Origin of the sequence: Streptococcus oralis (genome assembly GCF_003943415.1) — a bacterium.
Taxonomy (GTDB): Bacteria; Bacillota; Bacilli; order Lactobacillales; family Streptococcaceae; genus Streptococcus; species Streptococcus oralis_BJ.
This window is the reverse complement of the sequence record NZ_RJPK01000007.1, coordinates 1-20,210: the sequence shown is the minus strand read 5'-3', so window position 1 is coordinate 20,210 and position 20,210 is coordinate 1. Positions and strand designations below refer to the sequence as shown.

The window sequence follows — 20,210 nt, the reverse complement described above, 5'->3', positions numbered from 1 at the left end:
TTGATAAATATGCTACAATAGTAGGAACTGGTAATTTTTATAAATGATTTTTTAATGAGAAAAATCGGAAAAAATCCATTCAACTTTCGAAGAATCATGATCAGATGAGAAAGCGTAAAATTCCTTACCCTTCAGAGATTTGGTATGGGAATGGTTTTTTAGATGTCAATCATGATGACAGAGTTGATATACTTATAAAAATTTTAAGGATTAAGTAAATCCGTTTATGCATTTGATAATGTTCAAATAGAAAAAATGGAAGAACAGGTGTTCTCACATGAAAATATTCAAGGATAGAAGAGAAGCTCCAAGTAGATTTACACTCATGAGGTGCTCCTGTATTTCGTAGGTGAAATATCATGGTAAGCCAGTTAATTCTATCTTGATTATCAGTGGGATGAGCCTGTTTTCTTGAGTTGTCTTGCTGTTACGATGGTGCATGAACATTGCTAGAAAATGATCGCAAGACTTGCTAAATATAAAGAATAAAGGATGACAGATGAAACATTTCGGTCTTAAGAAACAGAAACGAACAAGTATTTTTTTCCGAAGAGCAGTTTTTACAATTTTGATCATTGCGATCTATTTACTTGGTCGCCATATTTTACTTCCAGGATACAATGGCAATACAGGTTTTTCGCAAATAACTGAGCAAAATCCCTTGGCCTATTTGTATTCCTTAGCAGGAGTAGATGTCTCTAAGATTTCCATGTTTTCTCTGGGATTAGGTCCATGGATTACGACGATGATCGTTTGGCAGGTCATCAACTTGAATAAAAGTTGGAATATCCAGTCCTGGTCATTGAAAAAAGCGGATTTTGTGCAAAAGATTCTCACTTTGATTTTTTCCGTGTTACAGGGGATAGCTGTTATGTACACGGCTCGTTCGGAAAATGGACGCTTTTTGCTTCTTGTAGATGATTGGATTTATAATATGGCTGTACTGGCAACTGTTGTAGCAGGAGGCTTTGTTATTATCTGGTTGGCTAGTTTGAATGTTAGCAAGGGAGTAGGTGGGCAGACAATTATTATTATTTCAGGAATTCTGCTACAATTTGCTAACCAATTAGTGGTATTGATAGGACAATCTGTTTTGTCTAAAGAAGGATTAGCCTTTCTAGTAGGTGCGGCGATCTCATTTTTGCTCTTGGGCTATATTGCCGTGGTCTGCGAGAGAGCTGAAATTCGTTTGCCTCTAAATCGAGTCATGTTAAGTAGTCGTTACTATGGCAAATCTTACCTCCCTATCAAATTTCTTCCCTCTGGGGGAATGCCTATTATGTATGCCTCAAGTGTTATTATGTTGCTTCAGTTGGTATTAGACTGGTTTGGCCATGGTTTTACAAAAAATTTTGGTAGTTTATTTGACTTTACAAAACCCTTAAGTTTAGCCTTTTATTTGCTTGCTATCTATCTTCTTGCAATTTTATTTGCCTATATCAACTTAGAACCAGAAGAAACAGCGAAACGTTTACAACGTCAAGGAGAATACCTAGATTATATCCAGCCTGGGAAAGCAACTTTAAAAGTTTTGAAACATTACATTTCCTTACAATCTAATGTAGGAGCACTCTACCTGATCGTTTTTATTGGTTTACCCTATTTCATTAATTTCTTCCTACCTCTTCCAAATTTGCTTTTGACTATACCAAGTACATTGATCATTTTAGTCAGTATGCTCTTGCCTTTGCATGAAGAAATACGTATCTTGAGAATTGGGACTTACTACCACAAAGAATTAGAATTTAAAGGAGAATAGAGGGATATGTTTTACTTTGTACCATCTTGGTATAGACAAGATCGGAAATGGTATTCTACCACCCTGCCTTTCTATTACGTGTCTAAAAATATGATGTTTGATGATGCGGTGAATTTGCTGCGAATGTTTCAGCAATCAGGAGAGGCAAATACCACTCTGATTTTGAACTATTCACCACATATTCGAACCTTTCTTTATCAGCAAAGAATATTGCCAGAAACTGTATGGAATCTATTTGATACCATACAAGGTCTGACGGATGTATCTGTACGTAAAATTCGTCTGGAAGATATTAAATGGCCTCAAGGAGTAGAATTCTTCTATACTCCTTTTATGATTGAGGTATATTTAAATCAAGAACATTATGCTAAAATTAACTTCTCACAAACAGGTAATTTCTTTGATATTACTTATTTTGAGGGTGGACAGACAAATCATCAGTTGATTTTTGATGATCGTGGATTTGTTTCAAGCATCATCTATTTTGAAAATGATCAACCTTACTACCAAGATTATTTAAATTTACAAGGTACATGGCAGTTTAGGGAATTTTTGGGCACAGAAAATCATCAAGTACTTATCAACCCTGAGGCGCAGGCTACATTTGCAAAAGAAGTTTACCAAGATATCGAAGAATTGATCAATGAAAAATTAGATCAGTATCTAACTTCTTCGCTAACCAAGGATGATACGATTGTGATTTCGTCAGATGTACAGCACAACCACTTTTTCCAAAAGGTTAAGGAAAACCATCATGTTATCTTGTCTTTTTTTGGAGATCGCTATCCAATCACAAACCAGGAGCAGCTGCTAACGGATTTGACAGACACGCCGTTCTTCGTTGTTGATAGTTTAAATAAAATTGAAACGATAGCAGCTAATGTGGATCTAGAACAGTTGCCGGGATTTTATGAGATTCCGCCTTATGATACTCATCTAAACCTAGGGCATAGTCAAAGAAAAAAAGAGTTAATTGTTTACGTCAATTACGACAATCTACCAGCAGATCAAATTCAATATGTGTTTACGACTTTGTTTGAAATGATGTTGAAAAATGAATGGATTGACTTGCTGGTTGGAACACAAAGTCAGGATTTTGGCCGAGAGGCCTATATAAAACAGGTACTAGAAAACTATCGAACTCTTAAGCCAGAATATGAACAAGAATTGATTTTTGTTGATAAAGAGAAAAGAGCGAGAGGTGAGAACCGAGTTCTTGATGATGAAGAGGAGATTGTTCGCGAACGGATTGATATTGAGACCATTCATAGCGACATCGATTTGATTAAAGCTCTGAAGTACGTTCGTATTATACTAGATTTGGGAACTCCAGCTGATGTGTTGACTCAAATCGCTGGCATTAGTGGAGGGATCCCTCAGGTTAACTTGTATAGTTCTTCTTATGTGAAGCATGGAGAAAATGGTTGGATTCTAGATGATATTTCAGATTTTGAAGAGGCACTCTTATACTACCTCACAAACTTAGAACATTGGAATCAATCTCTAGTTCACTCAGTCAAGAAGATTGAACAGTATACAAGGGGTGAGATTGTCGATATGTGGAAAAATACCATAAAGGAATTAAAAGGAAATGAAAAAAATTAGTGTTTTGCAAATTGCTGATGAAAATTGGCAGGAGCAATATGAAATTCCTAGTAATATAAAATGGACATTTGTCAAACCAGAAGACATCGTCTCTTTATTGCCAGAAGATATCGGGATCTTAAATAGAGAAGTTGAGGCGGAAAACGGGAAAAAAAAGAAGAAAAAAGTAGATAAACCGTTTGATGTCGTGTTAGTAGATACTGCTGAATATTTAGAGTATGTCACTATCTTGGATCAGAAAATTCAGGTTTACCGTCTGTTCTATCATGAGCGTTGTCAAATCACTACAAAAACGTTGGAACGATTTCTTTTGCGCAAAAAAGCTGTGAAAACAAATTTTGAAAATCCAGAGCAGATGCTACATATATTTTCACGTGGTTTTTTCTCTAAGCAAAATGGAACGAAACTAAATGTTAATCATCTAGTCGCTGCACCATCTTTTGAGGGGCAAGTCAGTTATGAAGGGACAAATTATCTTCGTTTGTGTGGCCGATACGGCGAGGATTATCAGACTATTGCGACCTATCAACATAATGTTTTTCTGAGTGGGGAGATGCCCTTAGATCTGTGGCCTGAGTTCAGGGTTTCAGAAGATTGTTCGATCCGCTACGTTGTTAAAGGTTTTCCAGCTGGAAATTCTCCCATGCAAGAATGGATTTATGATGAAACGAGCTTTGATCGGTCTCTGACGTTAGATGTAAATGATTCGTATTATTTGAGTATCAGTATTCAAGCAAAAGGACAAGGAATTGTAAAACTTGGTCCCTGCCACTATCGAGACTCCCATCTAGGTTATGGAGACTTGTTAGTCGGAGGAAAACGAATTAGCGATAAAAATAGAGAAGAACTGATTTATTTCTTTCATCCAGGAGATTTGAAACCACCGTTGAACATCTATTTTTCAGGGTACCGTCCTGCAGAGGGATTTGAAGGATACTGGATGATGAATAATTTGGGATCGCCATTCTTACTAGTAGGGGATCCGCGTTCAGAGGGGGGCGCATTCTATCTTGGATCGGAGGAGCTCGAACAAAAACTTCTCCAAGTGGTTCATAATTGCTTAGATGAACTTGGTTTTACGAAGGAACAACTGACCTTGTCAGGTTTATCAATGGGGACTTTTGGCGCTCTTTACTATAGTTCTAAGTTGGAACCTCATGCCGTCATTGTCGGAAAACCTCTTGTCAACTTAGGAGATATGGCAGAAAATGAGTCGACTATTCGTCCGGGAGGATTTCCAACGTCACTGGATTTGGTGTACCGCACAATAGGAGAATTATCAAGTGAAGCTACAGCTCAGCTTAACGAACGTTTCTGGACGGCTTTTGAGTCAGCTGATTTCTCAAGAACAAAATTCATTATCTCCTTTATGTATCAAGATGACTATGACATGTCGGCCTATCCCGATATGCTGGATGAATTAGGACAGCGAGATTACCGCGTCAGCGTTATCAGTAAGGGGTTGACTGGACGACACAACGACGATACACAAGGTATTGTCGAATGGTTCTTTAATCAATATAAAACGCTATTAATGAATAGTTTTGAAAGGGAGTTTAAATCGTGAGATACAAGGAAGAAGTCTATTTTGCTTATTGGGATATCCAAAGCGTATCTCAGTATCTATACGGTTCATCTGTCAAACTGTTAGATGGTGGTCATGTTTTGTATGAAAATCAGTTCATGCCTTCGGGAACAGTTATTCATGAATGGCATTCACGGGCAAACTATCAGGCTTTACGCAATACGAGTCAGCTTCCTGAATTGAAACGTGGGCAAAACTATATTTTTGGCAGTCATATAGAAACCATCCCAGAAAATTCAACATACTTAAAGGTTGAATTTATGGATGCTCGAGATGAAGAAATTTCGAATCAAATCATTAAACAGGGAGAGAGTGTGAGCGTATGCGTTCCAGATAGCACACAATATTATAAGGTGCAGTTAGTCAGCTCGGGTTGTCATCGCTTCCTGTTTGAAGGGATTTATGTTGCTGAGGAGCAGTTGGCGGATTATACAGTGGATCGCTACTGGATATCTGATTTGCTTCATCAGGATTCCGAGAAAGAAACGATGTATGTTTGCTTTACTGAACCCGAACTCAATCGAACAGGTTTTATCTCAGAACATGTTCGTGAGCATTTCTCAAATGTATTGATTGTTAATTCATCATATAGAGAAGCGCTCCTATATATGGAGGAACGTTTTTACGAAACTTTGCTTGAAACGATTGAAGAATTAGCGCAAGAGCATCTTTTTGAAAAAGTGGCTTTTGTTGGTTATGGAGCGATTTCTAATATTGCGGCCTTGCATTACTCCAAACAATTTGGAAATTCATACGCTCTTGTGACGGATGAGTTTTTAAGCGAACTAGACTATCAACGCTTGCTGGAACGTTACCGTAATCGAGTGAATCCGCCTATTTTTAAAGAATTATTGCTACAGCAATTTAATCCGACAAAAGTTGAGGAATATGCGGACTTGAAGACTAGACCACGTGAACTAGCAAACATTGAATATTTATTAGATAAGTCATTTTTACTTCAAGCGATTGACTTGGAAAAGATTGAAGAGTGGATGAGAGAGAATGAAAACTAAACGATTCAATTTGACCAACTCCTATAAACTAATGCGTTACAAAAAGATTTTGGAGAAGGTTAATAAACTATCTGATAGTTATGCAGCTATGTCAAATGAGAAACTGCAAGCTCAGACAAAATGGTTTAAAGAACGCCTTTCTGGAGGAGCAAGCTTGCAGTCCATTTTGCCGGAAGCGTATGCAACCATTCGTGAGGCAGCCAAGCGTGTATTAGGATTATATCCTTATGATGTTCAGGTTTTAGGGGCCTTGGTTATGCAGGACAATCAGATTGCAGAAATGAGAACAGGGGAAGGAAAAACCTTGACAGCTATCCTTCCTTTATACCTAAATGCTTTGACAGAAAAAAGTACAATCCTAGTCACGGCCAATGAATATTTGGCAGCGCGTGATGCTAAACAAATGGCACCCGTTTTTCGATTTTTAGGAATGACAGTTGGGGTTGGTGTCTCGGACGATCCGACAAAAAAGCTTAAAATTCCTCAAAAACAACAAATCTATAAGTGTGATATTGTCTATACAACACATAGTGCGTTAGGGTTTGATTACCTAGAAGAAAACTTGGCGACATCTCAATCAAAGAAGTTTTTACCAAAATTTTATTTTTGTTTGGTCGATGAAGTCGATGCAGCCTTGCTAGATAGTGCGCAGATGCCCCTAATCATTTCAGGTTCTCCTCGGGTTCAATCCAACCTCTTTCTCTCGTGTGATGAGTTTGTAAAAACTCTAAAAGAAGGGGAAGATTTCAATTTAGACTCCACTCGGACGTCTGTATGGTTGACGAGAAAAGGAGTAAAGGAAGCAGAGGTTTATTTCCGCGTTCAGAATGCCTATGATCCAGATAATTACCAGCTCATTCGCCAAATTAACCTAGCTTTGAGGGCTAACCACTTGTTTGAAAAAGATCGTCAGTACACAGTGGATAATGGCGAAGTTAAACTGATGGATGAGGCGACAGGACGTCTTTTGGAAGGAAACAAACTCCAATCAGGACTGCACCAAGCACTAGAAGCCAGAGAACGTGTGAAAATCACATTGGAAACGCGTTCGATGGCCTCTATTACCTATCAAAATTTATTTAGAATGTTTCCAAAATTAGCAGGAATGACGGGTACTGGTAAAGTTTGTGAGGAGGAGTTCAGAGACGTTTACGACTTAGGAGTCGTAGTTGTTCCTACACGAAAACCCAATTTGCGAATTGATTATCCAGATGAAATCTATCTCACGATTCCTCAAAAATTATATGCTTCATTGGAGTATATCAAAAAATTACATAAAAAAGGCCAGCCTGTTTTAATTGCGACAGGATCAGTTGGAATGTCTGAGATTTATTCTATGCTCTTACTCCAAGAGGGAATCGCCCATAATGTGTTGAACGCCCATAATGCAGCGAAAGAGGCTGAGATGATCGCACTGGCTGGTAGACGTTCTGCAGTGACGGTAGCAACATCAATGGCAGGTCGTGGAACAGATATTATCTTGGAAGAAGGGGTTGCTGAATTGGGTGGACTTGCTGTTGTTGGAACAGAGAGAATGTCTAGTGAGCGAGTCGATTTGCAGCTTCGTGGTCGTGCCGGACGACAAGGTGCTCCAGGATTGAGCAAATTCTTTATTTCTCTTGAGGATGATCTTATTTCCAAGTCTGGTAGCAAATGGATTAGTGAGTACTATCACAAAGAAATTGCAAAACCAGAGGAAAAACAAAAGATTCATTTGACCTCTCGTCGTATTAGATATGCGGTTGAAGAAGCTCAGAAGAATAGTGATAACGCATCAGCTGCTTCCAGACGTTCAACGGAACGATATGATGAAAGTATCCGTATTCAGCGACAGATTATCTACAATAAGCGTAATAAGCTCATCTCTCATCCAGATTTTGATTTGACCTATTTCTTGTCTACCCTATCGGATGCAGTAGACATTTATACAAGTAAAACACCGTTTAAAGAGCGGGCGGATTTATTTCGCTTTGTTTTGGATAACATTAGTTATTACTGCGAGGATATTCCAGATGATCTAGATGTCACGGATTTACGGCAAGTTAAAAAGTTTTTATCTGACCTCCTTGTTTCAGAATACCAGCAGAAAAAAGATAAAATCAAGGATTCAGAGTTGTTCAATCAATTTCAACGAACTGTTGTTTTGAGAGCGATAGATGACTGTTGGGTTGAGCAGGTTGACTATTTACAGCAATTTCAAGGTTTGGTGTCTAGTCAAGGATACGCCCAAAAAAATCCTGTCTTTGAGTTTCATAAAGAAGCTTTTAAATCATACAAAAGAATGAATGCAGATATAAATCTAAACATTATAAAAAATATGGCATTGAGTTACATTAATATTAAGCCTTCTGGGAAGTTAGAAGTTTTCTTTGGCTAATGCTTTGACAGATTCTGTTGTAGACTTTATAATGATGATATAACTGTATTTTTGGAGAAAATCATATTATGAGCAAAAATAATAACGAAGAGCTAAAGGGATTTAAACGTTTGATATCAAAGTTTAAGCAAAAGGGTAGGGAAGATAGTGATTACCGTAGCTTGGATGCAACTAAATCAAAGCCCGTTAGTCGAAAACTCAAAGAGCAAAAGGAAATTATTCTGAGTGCTAGTGAAGATCTTGAGTTACCAACAGAATCAGTTTCTGTCATGGAAGCCTTAGAAGACTTTCAGGAAAGGAACAGTTTGGGAGTGGCTGACTTGATAAGGAATGTTAGTCAGAGTTTATCAACTAGCGCTTTAGCTTCCCTCAGCCTTTCTGTCGCAGATTCGTACAGTGAGTCGTTTAGCCAGAGTATATCAGCAAAAGGATTCTCGCTTCGAGAGTCCATGTCTGAGAACTACTCATTAGTGGTCTCTTCTTCAGAATCTGAATTTGAGTCCCTTTCCTTGGTTGATAGCCTCTCTGTTTCTGAGTATTTGACAGGGGAGTCCCTTTGTCAGGATACGGATGCATTCTCTTTGAGTGAAAGTATTGCATACTCAGAGTCTCTTTCCTTGAGTGAATCAGAACAAGCGAGTCAGAGTGTCTCCGAGTCCGAGTTCTATAGCCTAAGCCAGAGTGAATGGGAATCGATATCCGAATCCCAAAGCTCTTCAGAATCAGAGTGGTGGAGTTCTTCCGAATCAGAGCAGGAAAGTCAGAGTGTTTCCGAGTCCGAGTTCTATAGCCTGAGCCAGAGTGAATGGGAATCCATATCCGAATCCCAAAGCTCTTCAGAATCAGAGTGGTGGAGTTCTTCCGAATCAGAACAAGCGAGTCAGAGTGTTTCCGAGTCTGAGTCCTATAGCCTAAGCCAGAGTGAATGGGAATCCATATCCGAATCCCAAAGTCACTCAGAATCAGAGTGGTGGAGTTCTTCCGAATCAGAACAAGCAAGTCAGAGTGTTTCCGAGTCTGAGTTCTATAGCCTGAGCCAGAGTGAGTGGGAATCCATATCCGAATCCCAAAGCTCTTCAGAATCAGAGTGGTGGAGTTCTTCCGAATCGGAGCAAGCAAGTCAGAGTGTTTCCGAGTCAGAGTTCTATAGCCTAAGCCAGAGTGAATGGGAATCCATATCCGAATCCCAAAGCTCTTCAGAATCAGAGTGGTGGAGTTCTTCCGAATCGGAGCAAGCAAGTCAGAGTGTTTCCGAGTCCGAGTTCTATAGCCTAAGCCAGAGTGAATGGGAATCCATATCCGAATCCCAAAGCTCTTCAGAATCAGAGTGGTGGAGTTCTTCCGAATCGGAGCAAGCAAGTCAGAGTGTTTCCGAGTCCGAGTTTTATAGCTTGAGTCAGAGCGAGTGGGAATCCATATCCGAATCTCAAAGTCACTCAGAATCAGAGTGGTGGAGTTCTTCCGAATCAGAGCAAGCGAGTCAGAGTGTCTCTGGGTCAGAGTTCTATAGCCTAAGCCAGAGTGAGTGGGAATCCGTTTCAGAATCTCAAAGCCTTTCAGAAGCAGAGTGGTGGAGCTATTCCGAATCAGAGCAAGCGAGTCAGAGTGTCTCTGAGTCCGAGTTCTACAGCCTAAGCCAGAGTGAGTGGGAATCTGATTCAGAATCCCAAAGCATTTCAGAAGCAGAGTGGTGGAGTTATTCCGAATCAGAACAAGCAAGCCAGAGTGTCTCTGAATCCGAGTTCTATAGCCTGAGCCAGAGTGAATGGGAATCCCTTTCGGAGTCTGAATCCTTGAGTGAGATGATTTCTCATTTACTTTCGGAGTCCGAGTCGTTAAGTTTGAGCGAAGTCCTCTATCTCAGTGAGTCTGAATCCTTGAGTCAAAGCCAACAAATATCTGAATCCTTAAGTCAAAGTCAGAGTGTAGCTGATTCGGTGAGTTTAAGGAAAGCATCCCTATCTCAATCCTATAGTATGTTAGAATCAGAATTTGGTTCCTATAGACAGAGTGTAGCGGAGACAGAAGTATTCGCGCATGACTTGCATACTTCGGAACGTCTGTATAAGAGCCTCTCTGAACTGGATATGAGCCCTCTAACTCACCAGCAAAAAGTGATGACACTTGAAATTTCTGAAGAAGAATCGTCTCAAACACATATTGTTGAGGAGCAACAGGAGCTTGAAAATAGAGAAGAATCAATAAAGAATATAGATTTGCAAGACTCTCTGAAACATCTGTCTCACTATTCAGAATCAAATGGAACCAATTTAAGGATGACGGAACGCCAACTCTATCACCTACTCAGACCAGGTTCGCAGCCCCTAGCACGTGACTTAAGAAATGTTGCAAGTGAATTGTCTGGTTTGGCTGCTATTACTCAAAAAAAGGAAGATGCTAAATCATCCTAAAAATATCAGAACTTGCAATCATTAAATAGAAATAATAAAAATCAAAAGGAGCCACTATGATTAGAAATATGATGTCAAATAGTAACAAAGGTTTGGGTACTACAGATGTATTACCAGTTGACCAATCTCGGATAGAAGTTCTGAATGGAACAGTTGACTACAAAAATGTACCTTTAGGATCTTATGATATCCTAGGGAGATTTGCTTCAGTAGGTCAGAGAGATTATACGGAAGAGCTGAATTTAATTCAATCAATGGGTTTTAATGCCTATAGAATCTCGATTTCTTGGGCACGCATCTTTCCAAATGGTGAAGAGCTGCAACCGAGTGAAGAGGGATTGAAATATTATGAAGCAATCATCGATGACGTATTAGAAAAAGATATCGAACCTATTGTGACCTTGAGTCACTTTGACCTTCCGCTGAATCTATACGAAAAATATGGAGCTTGGAAAAGCCGCAAGATGATTGAACTCTTTGAGCGTTATGCAGAAGCTGTCTTTCAGTACTTTAAGGACAAAGTGAAGTATTGGATTACCTTCAATGAGTTCAACGTTTTGCACCATTTGCCGTTTCTTGGTGGAGGATTGTCTTTTGGAGCGGATGACAATCAAGAACAGGTGATTTGGCAAGCAGCTCATTATCAATTAGTTGCTTCTGCACGTGCAATCAAGCTCGGAAAAACAATCAACCCAGAGTTTCAGTTTGGTGGGATGATGGTTGTTAGTAAAAACTACAGTCAGCAAACTGAAAATGCTATTGATGTAATGGAAGCAGAAGTCAAAGATAGGGAAAATTATTTGTTTACAGACGTGCAAGTTCGTGGATACTACCCAAATCACTTTTTACGTCGTTTGGAACGTGATCAAATCGCCTTGGATATTGAAAATGATGACCTCTTTGTCCTAAGAGATGGGAAAATTGACTTTGTCAGCTTCAGTTATTATGCATCAAGCAATTCCCAAGAAGTTTTTATCAACAAATATGCAAGTAATGGCCAAAATCAAAATCGCATTGATTCTGTTGGACTTCGTCTCGTGATGAACAATCTTTATGATCGTTACCAAAAACCACTCTTCGTCGTGGAAGATGATGTGGTCTTGGATGATTCAAATAGTGTAGCAACTGAAGAATTGAAAACAAACATCCAAGAGATCGTGAAAACAGTCGAGTATGATGGTGTGGAATTGCTTGGCTATACACCGCTTACTTGGACGGAACTAAATTTTTAAAATAGGGAGTAATGACTCGAATTCTTTCTGGTTTAGAAGCAGCGTTCATGTTTTTACTTTTAAAAATGTCTGACCTATCAATCAGACATTTTTTTAGAAATGGATGAGCTTTAAGCTAAGTTCGGGTTTTGCTTGATAGCGTTTCATGATATTTTCCTTATTTGGAGCTTAGAAAAGAATAGCAATTTGCGCTATTTTATGCTACAATGAGGGGTAGTGGTGTAAATCAGAATAAGTAAGGAATAGAGGGAGCAAAATGAGACTGAAGAAAACATTGTTCGGTAACTACCGTGCTAAGGAAGTCGAAGATTGTATCGAAGCATTAGAGGAAGGATTCGATCGTGAAATTCAAAAGAAGAATGAAAAAATCGAATCTCTACGTAAAAAAATCGACTCTATGAAGAATCAAGAAAAAGAGATCGGTGAAGCAGTCATTTATGCCAAATCTCTTGTCATTGAAGCTCATGATAGGGCCGAAAAAGAAGCTAAAGAAGTTTTAGAAAAGGCACAAAAAGACTACTTGGATACGAGAGAATCTATTCTCGAAGAAATCGATACTCTGACCAAAAAACGGGCAGAGGCTGAGAGATTGTATAATTTACAAAAAGAAAAAATTAAAAATATTATTAGTCGAATTGATGATTTTCTAGAACTGGACGATATCGATGGTAAACCAAAAGATATCAAAAAAATTCAAGAATTGCGTAAAGAACTTGATAGACCAGAAGAAGTTGCTAAGGAGAAAGAAGAGGTGGTGCCTGAGAGAGAGAAAATCCATCTCGAACAACCCCTTGCAAAAACAGGAACAGATAGTACCATCTCTGTCAGCTACATCACTTCACGTCGCGCAAAACCTAAAAAGAAAGACGAAGATAAGTTAGATGATGATAAGGGTAAGAGAATCAAACGTCTTTCAAGAATTAAACGAGATAACTTTTTGTAAGAGGATAATCAAATATGACAATTTATAACATCAATTTGGGGATTGGCTGGGCGAGTAGCGGTGTAGAATATGCGCAGATCTACCGTGCAAAATTGCTTCGTAGTGTTGGCTTAGAAGCGAAGTTCATCTTTATGGATTTTATATCTGCTGATAACATTGAACATTTGACAAAGAATATCGGCTTTGAAGATTCTGAGGTTATCTGGCTTTATCAGCATTTTACAGATGTCAAAATTGCACCGACGACCTATACGCTAGCACAGGTCTTAGCGAGTTTCGATAAAGAGCCCCTCGAAATTATCCGCGACACCGATATGAAGACGATTCGATTAGTATTTGGTGATGGTGATTTTGTAACTTGTTATGCCTGTGATATGGATAAAGAGTTGATTGAACGCGCCGAAATTGTTTCGCGTGGTTGTCTGATTCAAAAAGAGTACTACACTTATACGAAGAATTTTGTCGAGTATTTTAGTCCGATGAATGGTCATGCGCAATTATATCAACGTACCTGGCTAAATGAAGATGGCAGTGTGGCTTATGAGGAAATCATCAATGAAGTCGATGGTAGACAGGAGACGCAAGTCTATCGTTTCCCAAATCATGTTTTCTATTCTAAGCAAGAGTTTGTCGCGCATTTTATGAGAAGTCTGTCTCTGACGGACAAAGATTTGTTGATCTTAGACCGAGAGACAGATATTGGTCAAGCTATCTTTGCTAATAAGGGCGCTGCAAAGCTAGTCGTAATCGTTCATGCAGACCACTTTAGTGAAAATCCTGCTGAGAAAGACTATATTTTATGGAATAACTATTATGAGTATCAGTTCGAATATGCTGACGAAGTGGACTATATCATTAACTCGACCGATGCGCAAACGAATCTACTCAAAGAACAATTCGCTCAATATACAACCATCAAACCAAAGAAAATCTTGACTATTCCGGTGGGAAGTTTGGATCAATTGCGTCATCCAGAAGGAGAGCGCAAGCCGTTTGGATTGATTACAGCTTCGCGCTTGGCCAGTGAAAAGCATATCGATTGGTTGATTCACTCTGTAGTGAAGGCACATGAGCAATTACCTGAAATCACTTTTGATATCTATGGTACGGGTGGCGAAAGAGCCATGTTGGAGCAGTTGATTCATGAGTTAAATGCAGAAGACTATATTCGTCTGATGGGGCATCACCACATGGCAGATGTGTATCGAAATTACTCTGCTTACCTCTCTGCCTCCACAAGTGAAGGATTTGGTTTGACCTTGTTAGAGGCGGTTGGTTCTGGTCTGCCAATTATTGGTTTTGATGTACGTTATGGAAATCCAACCTTTATCCGTGATGGGGAAAATGGCTACTTGATTCCTGAGGCACGTCCAGATGATTTGGATGCAATGACAACGGAATACGCAGAAAAGATTGTTCAGCTATTTACTCAACATTCCCAAGAAGATCTATCCCATGTATCCTACGAGGTGGCAGAACCATATCTTGATGAACATATTGCCCAGCGTTGGTATGATCTTGTTCAATCTGCACAGCATCAGTAGGGATTCGAAAAGAAAGGCATAAACACTATGATTTGTTTATTTGAACGCTATGATCAAGCGAGTTTTGATTTACTACGTTCACTTAAGGCAGCTGGGCTAGACTGCCCTGTTGTCGTGATCCGAGACGATGGCTACCTCGCACCTGATGTCGAGTCGCCTTACAGTTACTTTACTGGAGATGTGGCTTCAGAGGACGATCTACCTCTTTATTTTAACCTTGTTCCGAAACCTCATTTGTGGGAAATCCGCTCGAGCAATGTTAATGGTGAAATCTTGGATATGGGCAAAAAACGTGCCAATATCTTTTACCGTCAACCAACACACGAACGTCGCGTGCGTGCAGTCGAGTGGCTGGATGATCAAGGTCATGTACGTGCTGCTGACATTTACAATCGCAAGGGACGTCTCTTTGCACAGATTACCTATGATGATGCTCAGCGTCCAACTCATACACGCTACTTTAATCAAGATAATGTAACGGTGATTATGGAAAATCATCTAACAGAGGATATTATCTTAACTCTTGATGGAAAACGCCATATTTTTAATTCTAAGCAAGAGTTTGTAATCTTTTACTTGCGATATCGTGGATATGATACAGATCGCATTATCTACAATTCTCTAGCAACACCATTTTTAGTAGCTGTTGGTCTGACTCCGAAAGAAGGACGAGCAGAGGATATTCTTTTCTGGCAGGAGCCGATTGGAGAGGAGTTGCCGGGTAACATGAAAGCGGCGATGCAGTTGCCTCATCGTAACATCCGTATTGCAGTACAGGACAAGCAAGTTTATGATAAAATCCTCAAGCTTGCAACACCAAAAGAGAAGAGTTACTTCCGCAATATTGGTTATCTTTATCAATACCATCGCCTCAATAATATGAATCCAGAAGCTTTGATTCTGACGAATAGTGACCAAATCGAGCAAATTGAGCCACTTTTGACTCAATTACCAAATGTTCATTTCCATATTGGAGCAATCACGGAGATGTCAAGTCGTTTAATGGAATTAAATCGCTATCCGAATATTTCCCTCTACCCTAATATTCGTCCAGCTAAGGTGAATGAGCTCTTTGCTCGCTGTGACTTGTATCTGGATATCAATATCAGTGATGAAATTCTCAATGGTAGTCGAACAGCTTTTGAGAATAATATGCTGATTCTCAGTTTTGAGACGACTTGTCACAATCATCGTTTCGTTGCAGAAAGCCACATTTATCCGGTGGAAAATGTATCAGCCATGGTAGGTAAGATTCAGGGAGTTCTCTCTCTTCCGTCTGAGATGGAGGCTGCCCTTGCTAAGCAAAAACAGGCGGCGAATCAGGCTGATCTGGAAGCCTATAAGGCAATTTTATAAGCTAATAAGACAAGGGCTTGCTTTCGATGAAAGCAAGTTCCTTTCTATCAACAGAAAAGGAGGAGCACATGTCTAACAAGGACAATGGCATTTTACAAGAACATATACGAGAACAGCTAGATAATCGAAAGAAACCCCTAAAAAGGGAGAAGCAAGATTTTAGCATGATTGCCGTGCTGGGCGGAGTTCTCTTTCTCGTCACCCTTTTGGTCACGCTACTCATGCAGTTGGGACACTTTTTTTAGGATCTTTTCTGGACGGAGGAGTTCTCTAGAACAGATGAACCTTGACGATTTGCTCGTCAAGGTTTTTTGTCTCTGTCTAATTGAACTAGTGTGAAAGGCGGGAGTAGGGATTTCGAAAGATGATAAAACGCTTCCAACAATTTGAAACTTAAAAGCGAATTTTAGATAAAAATTAGGTGTTTTCATTTGTCATTTCGAGTATAATTGCTTGAAAAGGAGGAGCTGTTTTGATAAAATGATAAATGGTATATACTAGTTAAAAGCAACTGGTATATCCCAGATGGAATCTGTTTTTTCTAAGTCAAAGGGATAAAAACTGAGACTGACTGCGGTTTTATTATCTCTGGTTTTGAGAGGGCAGCGTAACTACGCTTTGTTAATGATCATGAGGTTAACAAAGGGTCGCAATTGGATAAAAGAAAGGAATAGAATGTTTCGAAGTAAAAAATTTAACAAAGATTTCGAGATCGTAGATGAGAAAAAGCGTTATAAGCTTTACAAGTCGGGGAAAAACTGGGTAAAAGCCTCGAACTCTCAATTGGATCTCTTCCGTATCGGTGGGATGGGCGAAGTTGTCTCTAGTACCCTGTCAGACACTGAAGAACTTGATCACGCACACCTTAGTTTTAACACGCTAGCGGGTATAGGGGGAATCCTGGCCGCGGGAGCTGCAGGATTTGTGATGACTCAAGAGCAAACTGTTTATGCGGATGAAACATCTGAGTATGCAGAAAAGGATAAAACAGTCATCGCAGCTGAACCAAAAGCGGCTGAAACAACTGAAACAAGTACTAACTCAATCATTGCTCAAGCGCAAGCAGAAGTAAAGAAAGCTCAAACAGAACAAGCATCTGCAACAGCTTCTGTATCAGTCAGTCAATCTGTTGAGGCTCAAGCGAGTGCGAGTCAGTCAGCATCTGTAAGTGCTTCAACATCAGCGAGTCAGTCAGTATCTGCAAGTGCTTCAACATCAGCAAGTCAGTCAACTGCTCCAGCATCTGCCTCAGCTAGTCAATCAACATCAGCTCCTGCATCAGCTTCAGCAAGTGCCAAAGCATCTGCATCAGTAAGCTCTACACCATCAGCGTCAGCGAGCGCTCAAGCTTCAACTTCACTAGTTGAGAGCACTAGTGCAACGAGTGGATCAGAAGTACAAGCATCTGTCTCAACTTCTACATCAGCATCACTCAATGCCGATACCAAACCTGCAGCTAGCTTAGCATCAAGCAAACTCGGTGATGCTTTGTCTAGTGCAACTCAACTTAGTAGCCAAGCAGCAACAACAAGCAACAACCTTGCAGCTGGTGTTGTAGCAGATAAGAACCAAGCCCAAGGTAAGGATACAACCAAGCAAGCTGAGAAAAACCAAAAGGTTGACAATACTGTAGCGACTGCACCAAAGACAGGGTATTCTGGATTTAGAGCAAATCCGATCGATACTGGATCAAAAGAACCTTTCTTTCTAAATACCGATCCATATAGCATCAACTCTCCAGAAACAAGTGGTCGTTTAAATAGACAACGGGTCTTTCTGGGACGAGCAGGTGTTCCTTTCTCGGTAACATATTATATGCATAAGTCTCAATTTGATGCGGACGAATATCCTTACGGTTCATATAAGGATAGTGAGTTTGCAGGACTTTCTCCAAGACAAACTCTAGAGACTCGAAACTGGCAAGAAGCACAAGAGAAATATAATATTACCTCGGAAACAGGTCGTGTGGAAGTGGCTCCTGGACGTTATATTCCATATGTAACTTTCAAGAGTGATAATCCAAAAGCATTTAGTAGTAGTGTCAATCTGGATGTGACCTTTGATGGACGTAGCTTTCCTCAAACCAGCATATTCATGAACCTTACTACTACTCAGTTTAAGGGACCTGCTGTAACGTATGATGCTGAGGGGAAAAAAGAAGCATTGGCTCCTCTTGCAAAATATAAAGTAGGCGATAGAGTTAATGAAACTTTATATTTCCATAATGATATACAGTATAGATATGAGCAAGATGCTAAAAATTCTATGTTTTTGTACACTGGTAATGGTGGTACAACAAAATATAGTGGCTTGAGGTATATTGTAGGGGTGGAAAGGCGTGCTGATTTCACCTATGTTCCAAAACTCACTATTACAGGGACGGTTTTAACTGAAAATCCTAATATGCTCGTCAGACAGACTAATGGATCGGGAGGTAAGGATGCTGAATTCTTTACCTATCTAGGCCGTCCAGAAGAAGTTGTAACTGAGGCTGCGCAGGAGTCAATTATCAACAAGAGCAAAGACTCACTAACTCCTTCCCCTGAACCACTAGTTCCTGAAGTTGAAGTTGGTAAACGAGTTAATGAAACTTTATATGTTCATGATGGTAATAACAAAGGAGACAAGTCTGTTGGTTCTTGGCAAAGTCCTTACCTTGCAGATCAAGCGGTTGAACTGATTCATGGTAAGAAAGAACTAGAAGCACTTGGATTAACAGTTACTACTAAAACCGTTCCATCAGGGGGTGGTAAAACTGGCTATATCCCATCTATCCAAATTTCTGGGACGCCTACTGGAACAGGAACTGTAACACTTAAAATTAAGATTACTGACGAAGCAGGACAGCTTAACTTTAAGGACATTCAAGTAAATGTTAAAGAAAGCGGATCCCTTAGCCAATCAGTTTCAGCATCAGTATCTGCAAGTCAAAGTGCTTCAGCTTCAGTAAGTTCAAGTCAAAGTGCTTCAGCGAGTGCTTCGCTTAGCGCCGGTCAATCTCACTCAGCAAGCTTGAGTGCTAGTCAGAGTGCATCAGCCAGCGCATCGCTTAGCGCGAGTCGTTCAGCCTCAGCAAGTGTAAGTTCAAGCCGTTCAGCCAGTGCATCAGCCAGCGCATCGCTTAACGCAAGTCGTTCAGCCTCAGCAAGTGTAAGCTCAAGTCGCTCAGCTTCAGCATCAGTAAGTTCGAGCCGTTCGGCCAGTGCCTCAGCCAGTGCATCACTTAGCGCAAGTCGCTCAGCTTCGGCTTCTGTAAGCTCAAGCCAATCAACTAGCGCATCAGTAAGCTCAAGCCAATCAGCTTCAGCTTCAGTATCTGCAAGTCGCTCAGCTTCAGCTTCTGTAAGTTCGAGCCGTTCGGCCAGTGCGTCAGCTAGCGCATCGCTTAGCGCAAGTCGTTCAGCCTCAGCAAGTGTAAGCTCAAGCCGTTCGGCCAGTGCCTCAGCTAGTGCATCGCTCAGCGCGAGTCGTTCAGCAAGCACATCAGTAAGCTCAAGTCAATCGGCTTCAGCATCAGTATCTGCAAGTCAATCAGCTTCAGCGTCTGTAAGCTCAAGTCAATCGGCTTCAGCATCAGTATCTGCAAGTCAATCAGCTTCAGCGTCTGTAAGTGCAAGCCAAAGCGCATCAGCATCAGTATCAGCAAGCATCAGTGCTAGCCAATCAGCATCTGTATCAGCTAGTCAATCAGCTTCGGCTTCTGTAAGCTCAAGCCAATCAACTAGCGCATCAGCATCAGTATCAGCAAGCATCAGTGCGAGCCAATCAGCATCTGTATCAGCTAGTCAATCAGCTTCAGCATCTGTAAGTGCAAGCGACTCAGCGTCTGTATCAGCTAGCCAATCAGCAAGCGCATCTGTAAGTGCAAGTCAAAGTGCTTCAACATCAGTAAGCGCCAGCCAAAGTGCCTCAGCTTCAGCATCAGTATCTGCAAGTCAATCAGCTTCAGCGTCTGTAAGTTCAAGCCAATCAGCTAGCACATCAGTAAGCTCAAGTCAATCAGCTTCAGCGTCTGTAAGTGCAAGCCAAAGCGCATCAGCATCAGTATCAGCAAGCATCAGTGCTAGCCAATCAGCATCTGTATCAGCTAGTCAATCAGCTTCAGCTTCTGTAAGTTCAAGCCAATCAGCATCTGTATCAGCTAGTCAATCAGCTTCAGCATCTGTAAGTGCAAGCGACTCAGCGTCTGTATCAGCTAGCCAATCAGCAAGCGCATCTGTAAGTGCAAGTCAAAGTGCTTCAACATCAGTAAGCGCCAGCCAAAGTGCCTCAGCTTCAGCATCTAACAACCAGAACTCAGCTTCTATCTCAGCAAGCGCGAGCCAGTCTGCGTCAATTAGTGCAAGCCAAAGCGCATCAGCATCAGTATCAGCAAGCATCAGTGC

General features: G+C 40.5%; 12 protein-coding genes. All 12 read left to right on the top strand.

Annotated elements, in window-relative coordinates; translation table 11 throughout:
- Window positions 1–499 precede the first annotated feature (499 nt).
- A complete protein-coding gene (locus tag D8801_RS08535; protein ID WP_125849183.1) occupies window positions 500–1,759 on the top strand; it encodes an accessory Sec system protein translocase subunit SecY2 in 1,260 nt (419 codons plus the stop codon).
- Between the two features lie 6 nt (window positions 1,760–1,765).
- Entirely contained in the window at window positions 1,766–3,364 is a 1,599-nt protein-coding gene (asp1, locus tag D8801_RS08530; RefSeq protein ID WP_125849181.1) for an accessory Sec system protein Asp1, read from the top strand.
- Window positions 3,351–4,931 (top strand): accessory Sec system protein Asp2, encoded by a 1,581-nt coding sequence (gene asp2, locus D8801_RS08525; RefSeq protein ID WP_125849179.1) that lies wholly within the window; start codon window positions 3,351–3,353, stop codon window positions 4,929–4,931. The genes asp1 and asp2 overlap by 14 nt, the downstream gene beginning before the upstream one ends.
- Window positions 4,928–5,962 (top strand): accessory Sec system protein Asp3, encoded by a 1,035-nt coding sequence (gene asp3 / locus D8801_RS08520; RefSeq protein ID WP_125849177.1) that lies wholly within the window; start codon window positions 4,928–4,930, stop codon window positions 5,960–5,962. The genes asp2 and asp3 overlap by 4 nt, the downstream gene beginning before the upstream one ends.
- Window positions 5,952–8,339, top strand: a complete 2,388-nt coding sequence (secA2, locus tag D8801_RS08515; protein ID WP_125849175.1) for an accessory Sec system translocase SecA2 — start codon at window positions 5,952–5,954, stop codon at window positions 8,337–8,339. Before asp3 ends, secA2 begins: the two co-directional genes overlap by 11 nt.
- A 68-nt stretch (window positions 8,340–8,407) precedes the next feature.
- Window positions 8,408–10,750, top strand: a complete 2,343-nt coding sequence (locus D8801_RS08510) for a hypothetical protein (RefSeq protein ID WP_125849173.1) — start codon at window positions 8,408–8,410, stop codon at window positions 10,748–10,750.
- A gap of 56 nt (window positions 10,751–10,806) precedes the next feature.
- Entirely contained in the window at window positions 10,807–11,982 is a 1,176-nt protein-coding gene (locus tag D8801_RS08505) for a family 1 glycosylhydrolase (RefSeq protein WP_000620805.1), read from the top strand.
- 256 nt (window positions 11,983–12,238) lie between these two features.
- Window positions 12,239–12,925, top strand: a complete 687-nt coding sequence (locus D8801_RS08500) for a hypothetical protein (protein ID WP_004246484.1) — start codon at window positions 12,239–12,241, stop codon at window positions 12,923–12,925.
- 14 nt (window positions 12,926–12,939) lie between these two features.
- A complete protein-coding gene (gene gtfA / locus D8801_RS08495) occupies window positions 12,940–14,469 on the top strand; it encodes an accessory Sec system glycosyltransferase GtfA (protein WP_125849171.1) in 1,530 nt (509 codons plus the stop codon).
- A 27-nt stretch (window positions 14,470–14,496) separates the two neighbouring features.
- Window positions 14,497–15,825, top strand: a complete 1,329-nt coding sequence (gene gtfB, locus D8801_RS08490) for an accessory Sec system glycosylation chaperone GtfB (RefSeq protein WP_125849169.1) — start codon at window positions 14,497–14,499, stop codon at window positions 15,823–15,825.
- A gap of 68 nt (window positions 15,826–15,893) precedes the next feature.
- Window positions 15,894–16,070: a hypothetical protein gene (locus D8801_RS08485; protein WP_000066115.1), complete on the top strand. Its 177-nt coding sequence runs from the start codon at window positions 15,894–15,896 to the stop codon at window positions 16,068–16,070.
- A 430-nt stretch (window positions 16,071–16,500) separates the two neighbouring features.
- Window positions 16,501–20,210, top strand: a 3,710-nt coding sequence (locus D8801_RS09975) for a KxYKxGKxW signal peptide domain-containing protein (RefSeq protein WP_260468151.1), incomplete at its 3' end; no start/stop codon positions are given.

Bases quoted from the DNA above. Each gene is read 5' to 3' on its own strand.
- D8801_RS08510 (WP_125849173.1), top strand. From the start codon at position 8,408: ATGAGCAAAAATAATAACGAAGAGCTAAAGGGATTTAAACGTTTGATA.
- D8801_RS08535 (WP_125849183.1), top strand. From the start codon at position 500: ATGAAACATTTCGGTCTTAAGAAACAGAAACGAACAAGTATTTTTTTC.
- asp2 (WP_125849179.1), top strand. From the start codon at position 3,351: ATGAAAAAAATTAGTGTTTTGCAAATTGCTGATGAAAATTGGCAGGAG.
- asp1 (WP_125849181.1), top strand. From the start codon at position 1,766: ATGTTTTACTTTGTACCATCTTGGTATAGACAAGATCGGAAATGGTAT.
- gtfB (WP_125849169.1), top strand. From the start codon at position 14,497: ATGATTTGTTTATTTGAACGCTATGATCAAGCGAGTTTTGATTTACTA.
- secA2 (WP_125849175.1), top strand. From the start codon at position 5,952: ATGAAAACTAAACGATTCAATTTGACCAACTCCTATAAACTAATGCGT.
- D8801_RS08505 (WP_000620805.1), top strand. From the start codon at position 10,807: ATGATTAGAAATATGATGTCAAATAGTAACAAAGGTTTGGGTACTACA.
- gtfA (WP_125849171.1), top strand. From the start codon at position 12,940: ATGACAATTTATAACATCAATTTGGGGATTGGCTGGGCGAGTAGCGGT.
- D8801_RS08500 (WP_004246484.1), top strand. From the start codon at position 12,239: ATGAGACTGAAGAAAACATTGTTCGGTAACTACCGTGCTAAGGAAGTC.
- D8801_RS08485 (WP_000066115.1), top strand. From the start codon at position 15,894: ATGTCTAACAAGGACAATGGCATTTTACAAGAACATATACGAGAACAG.